Raw genomic sequence first — 4561 nt, 5'->3', positions numbered from 1 at the left:
CGTCGTCGGTGCGGGCGGTGTCGCGGCGCGGCTGCCGGCCGGCAGCCGGCCGGACCGGGACCCGAACGCGGTCAGCCCCCGGCAGGCCCGGGCGATGCAGGCGGACCTCGCCCAGCGGCTCGCCGAACTGGGCGTCGGCCGGGTCCGGTCCGCCGCCCCGACCACGATCCCGGTCTACTTCCACGTGATCCACGACGGCGACGAGGGGCGGCTGGACGCGGCCGCCGTCGCGGGCCAGATCGACCACCTCAACGAGAGCTACGGCGGCCAGGGCGAGGGCAACGTCCCGAGCCCGTTCCACTTCGAACTGGTCGGCACCGACTGGAGCGACAACGCCTCCTGGTACACCGGCATGACCCCGGGCTCCTCGGCCGAGCAGGCGATGAAGACCGCCCTGCGCAAGGGCGACCAGGGCACCCTCAACCTCTACACCGCCCGGCTCGGCGACTCCCTGCTCGGCTGGTCGACCTTCCCGAACGCCTACCGGACGCACCCGACCGACGACGGCGTGGTGGTGCTCGACGCCTCGCTGCCGGGCGGCTCCGCCGTCCACTACGACGAGGGCGACACCGCGACCCACGAGATCGGCCACTGGCTCGGCCTCTTCCACACCTTCCAGAACGGCTGCCGGGCCCCGGGCGACTACGTGGAGGACACCCCGGCCGAACGCACCGCCGCCTCCGGCTGCCCCGAGGGCCGGGACACCTGCCCCGGCCCCGGGCTCGACCCGATCCACAACTTCATGGACTACAGCTACGACTCCTGTATGACCAGGTTCACCCCGGGACAGGTCCAGCGGATGGCCAATATCTGGGCGGCCTACCGGAGTTGACGGTGACAGCGGATCAGCAGTGCACCACGAGGTAGAGCAGCGTCCGGTCGCCGGAGGCCCGGAACTCGTACGCCAGGTACTCCAGGGCGGAGGCGTCCAGCCAGGCGGCCGGCCGCTCCTCGGGGGTGAGCAGGGCGGGCACGAAGACGCCCGGGGAGGCCTCGTGCAGCCGGCCCCACAGGCCCAGCGTCATCTCGTCCGCGTCGACCGCCAGCCGCTTCGCCAGCCGCCGGTCCACCGGGCCGCGGGCCAGCCGCCAGTAGCGCCCCCCGGCGTCCACGAAGCCGCCCGACGCGAGCGGGTCGTCGAGGTTCCAGTACTCGTGCTCCTCCTTCGGCGGCAGGGCGGCCAGGACCTCGGCGAAGCCGCCGGTGCGGCGGCGGGGCTTGTGCGGCATCCGGGGATCCTCGCAGGCGTCGCGGGCCGCGCGCACTGGAATTGAATGCGGCGGGCCGCTTCCGGCGTGGCAGATACCGACCGTTTGTCCGATTTGATCTATGTTCGGAGGGTCGGGACCGATCAGGAGCAACCGAAGGAGCAAGGGCATGAGTGCCAATCCCCGGATCGTCGTCGGCGTGGACGGCTCGCCCGCCTCGGAGCAGGCGCTGCGCTGGGCGATCGACTACGCGCGGGCCGTCGGCGGGACGGTCCACGCGATCGCCGCCTGGGAGTACCCGGCCTTCTACGGCTGGGCCGGCGCGGGCGTGCCGACCGTCGAGGCCTTCAACCCCGAGGAGCTCGCCGGGAAGACCCTCAGTGAGACCGTCGCCAAGGTGGCCGGCGACGACGCCGGTGTGCGGATCACCGAGAGCGTGATGCCAGGCAACGCCGCCCAGGCGCTGCTGGAGGCCGCCAAGGGCGCCGCGCTGCTCGTCGTCGGCAGCCGCGGCCTGGGCGGTTTCTCCGGCGTGCTGCTCGGTTCGGTCAGCCGCCACCTCACCGAGCACGCGCCCTGCCCGGTGGTCGTGGTGCGCGAGGCCCACGGCGCCGCCGAGCAGTCGGAGTAGCGCACCCGGGGGCGGTGCCCCGGCGGGCCGCCGCGCGGACCAGAATGGAGGCATGCCAGAAGGTGACTCCGTCTACCGCGTGGCGGCCCACTTGCACGAGGCCCTCGCCGGACAGCCGCTGACCAGCGCCGACCTGCGGGTGCCCGCGCACGCCACCGCCGACCTCACCGGCCGCCGGGTGCTGGAGGTCGCCCCGCGCGGCAAGCACCTGCTCGCCCGCTTCGAAGGCGGCCTCACCCTGCACACCCACTTGAGGATGGACGGCCGCTGGGTGGTCTACCGCCCCGGCGAGCGGTGGACCGGCGGCCCGGAGTGGCAGATCCGCGCCGTCCTCGGCACCGACCGGGGCACCGCCGTCGGCTACCGGCTGCCCGTCGTGGAACTGCTGCGCACCGCCGACGAACGGCGGATCGTCGGCCATCTCGGCCCCGACCTGCTCGGCTCCGACTGGGACCCGGTCGAGGCCGTCCGCCGGCTCCTCGCCCGCCCGGGCCGCCCGGTCGTCGAGGCCCTGCTCGACCAGCGCAACCTCGCCGGGATCGGCAACGTCTACGCGAACGAGCTGTGCTTCGTCGCGGGCGTGACGCCGTGGACCGAGGTCGGCGAACTCCCGCACCCCGACCGGCTGGTGGAGCGCGCCCGGCAGATGCTGGAGGCCAACAAGCTGCGCCCCGGCCACATCACCACCGGCGACACCCGGCCCGGCTACCAGCACTGGGTCTACGGCCGGGCCGGACGGCCCTGCCCGCGCTGCGTCACCCCCGTCGTCACCGGGCGCCAGGGCTCGCCGCCGCGCGACCGGACGGTGTTCTGGTGCCCGTACTGCCAGCGCGGCCCGGCCCCGGAGGTCACGGCCGCTCGACCAGCGCGGGGTGGCGCGGGTCGTCCACCCGGACGGTGACGTCGGCCGTCGCGGCGGGCCCGGTCTCCGCCTCGTAGCGGGCGAAGGCGGGCAGCGTCCACTGCTGGTCGGCCGGGGTGCGGCGGGCCAGCGCGGCCGGGCCGAGCGCCAGGTGGACGGTCAGCTCCAGCGGCAGCCAGCGGCCGAGCAGCAGCGCGCCGTCCAGCAACAGAACGCCGCCGGGCGGGAGTTCGGTGTACGGGGCGCGGGTCGACCGGTCGGTGGCCGGGTCGCGCAGGGAGGGCAGGACGCGGCCGTTGCCGCCCGGCTCCAGCGGGTCGAGCACCTCGCGGGCCAGGGCGCCGTCGTCCAGCCAGAGGTCGTGGAAGGCGTCCGCGTCCTGGTGGCCGTACTCCAGCCGGATCGAGGCCGGGCGCAGGAAGCCGTCGGCCGAGACCCGCAGCGTCGGGTGGCCGCGCAGCCGCAGCGGCTCCACCAGCGCGTCGGCGAGCGCTCCGGGGAGGGCGGCCGGCGCGCCGTCTACGGCCACCCGCAGGCGCCGGCCGCGGGCGTCGGGCAGGGCGGCGATGCGGTCGGCGAGCAGCTCGGCCAGGTTGTCGGGGGAGATCGGGCGTACCTGCATCGGGCCGTCCTGCCGTGTCGTGGGGGCGCTCAGTTCAGGGGGAGGGCGTGCAGGACGTCGTCGTGGCCCGCGTAGAGGCGGGTGCCGTCGAACTGGTGGGCCGCGTCGGTGGCGAGGGTCCAGACGTCCTTCCCCGGACCGGAGTCGTGGAAGGTCCACCCCAGCTCGCCGGTCGCGGGGTGGATCGCGCTGACCCCGCCGGCCGCCGTACCCGGGACGAACAGCGTGTCCCTGGCGACCAGCGGACGGCTGCGGCGGTCCAGCGGGAACGGCAGCCGGCAGGACCAGAGCTCCGCGCCGGAGGACAGGTCGAGGCAGCTGACCACACCCTGGTCCCACGGGACGTACACCCGGCCGCCGTGTTCGAGGGGCGGGAGCGCCCGCCAGGACTCGCCCCGGTGGGGCGCGTAGGTCCAGCCCGGCTCGCCGGCGGGAAGCAGCCTGCGCACGCCGCCGTTGCCGTCCGGGACGAAGAAGCCCCCCGAGCCGGCCACGCACCAGCGCAGGTCCTCCTCACCGGGGGCGGTCCACAGCTCGCGGCCGGTGGCGGCGTCCCGGGCCACCACCTCGGCGCGGCCGCCGAGGAAGCGGAGGCAGGCGAGGAGGCCGCCTCCGATGTGGGTGGCGGGCGTGACCGGCTGCTCCGTCTGCTCGGTGCGGACGGACCAGAGCAGGGAGCGGTCGGTGACCCGCAGCGCGAAGAGGCGGTTCTCCGTCCGGGTGCCGTCGGACCGCGGGCGGCCCCAGGCGTAGCCGTAGAGGATGCCCGGGGCCTGGCGGTCGTAGCCGGCGAGGCGGACCTGCCCCTGGAGCTCGTCGGGCAGCGGCAGGCTCCAGTCGCCGGCCGGGTCGGTGAAGTGCCGGGCGTCGAGGTGGCCCTCGTAGATCGTGAAGAGGTGGTCGGGCCCGACCACCACCTTGCCGAGCACGTCGCCGTCGATGGGCCAGCTGCGGGCGGCCGGCGGGTCGAAGACCAGCAGCCGGGCGGCGGTGCCCTTCTCGTGGTCGAGGACCTGCAGGCCGTTCCTGGAGAGGTAGACCGGGTGGCTCGGCGGGTCGGTGAGGCGCTCCGGGGTCATCGCCTCCGGGCCGCGGTACGTCCAGAGCGGCGTCGGCCCGGACAGCGCGGTCGGGACCGGCCCGGTCGGCCCGGGCGAGGGGAAGGCCCCGCCGACACCCGAACGGCCGAACGCCCAGGCGGCCCCGCCCGCCGCGAGCACCCCGGCCCCGAGCAGCAG

At 75.4% G+C, this 4561-nt stretch carries 6 protein-coding genes; 3 read left to right on the top strand and 3 right to left on the bottom strand.

Annotated features, from left to right (window positions below; translation table 11 throughout):
• Positions 1-832: zinc metalloprotease (locus AE652_RS35935; RefSeq protein ID WP_049659207.1), on the top strand; the 832-nt coding region annotated here is incomplete at its 5' end.
• A gap of 13 nt (positions 833-845) precedes the next feature.
• Here the strand turns inward: AE652_RS35935 and AE652_RS35930 are convergent.
• Complete coding sequence (locus AE652_RS35930) at positions 846-1229, bottom strand: hypothetical protein (RefSeq protein ID WP_049659206.1); 384 nt, start codon at positions 1227-1229, stop codon at positions 846-848.
• 148 nt (positions 1230-1377) lie between these two features.
• On the opposite strand from AE652_RS35930, the gene AE652_RS35925 reads away from it, so the two are divergent.
• On the top strand, positions 1378-1839 hold the full coding sequence (locus AE652_RS35925; RefSeq protein ID WP_049659205.1) for a universal stress protein: 462 nt from the start codon (positions 1378-1380) through the stop codon (positions 1837-1839).
• Between the two features lie 52 nt (positions 1840-1891).
• On the top strand, positions 1892-2740 hold the full coding sequence (locus AE652_RS35920; RefSeq protein ID WP_049659204.1) for a DNA-formamidopyrimidine glycosylase family protein: 849 nt from the start codon (positions 1892-1894) through the stop codon (positions 2738-2740).
• Here the strand turns inward: AE652_RS35920 and AE652_RS35915 are convergent.
• Together AE652_RS35915 and AE652_RS35910 are read right to left on the bottom strand one after the other, a co-directional pair.
• Positions 2688-3323 (bottom strand): uridine kinase, encoded by a 636-nt coding sequence (locus tag AE652_RS35915; protein ID WP_049659203.1) that lies wholly within the window; start codon positions 3321-3323, stop codon positions 2688-2690. The two genes, AE652_RS35920 and AE652_RS35915, sit on opposite strands and share 53 nt — an antisense overlap.
• A gap of 29 nt (positions 3324-3352) precedes the next feature.
• The coding region (locus AE652_RS35910) for a PQQ-binding-like beta-propeller repeat protein (RefSeq protein ID WP_049659202.1) at positions 3353-4561 on the bottom strand (1209 nt) is incomplete at its 5' end.

The organism is Kitasatospora sp. MY 5-36 (assembly GCF_001182915.1).
GTDB lineage: Bacteria > Actinomycetota > Actinomycetes > Streptomycetales > Streptomycetaceae > Kitasatospora.
This window is presented reverse-complemented; position numbering and strand designations above follow the sequence as displayed.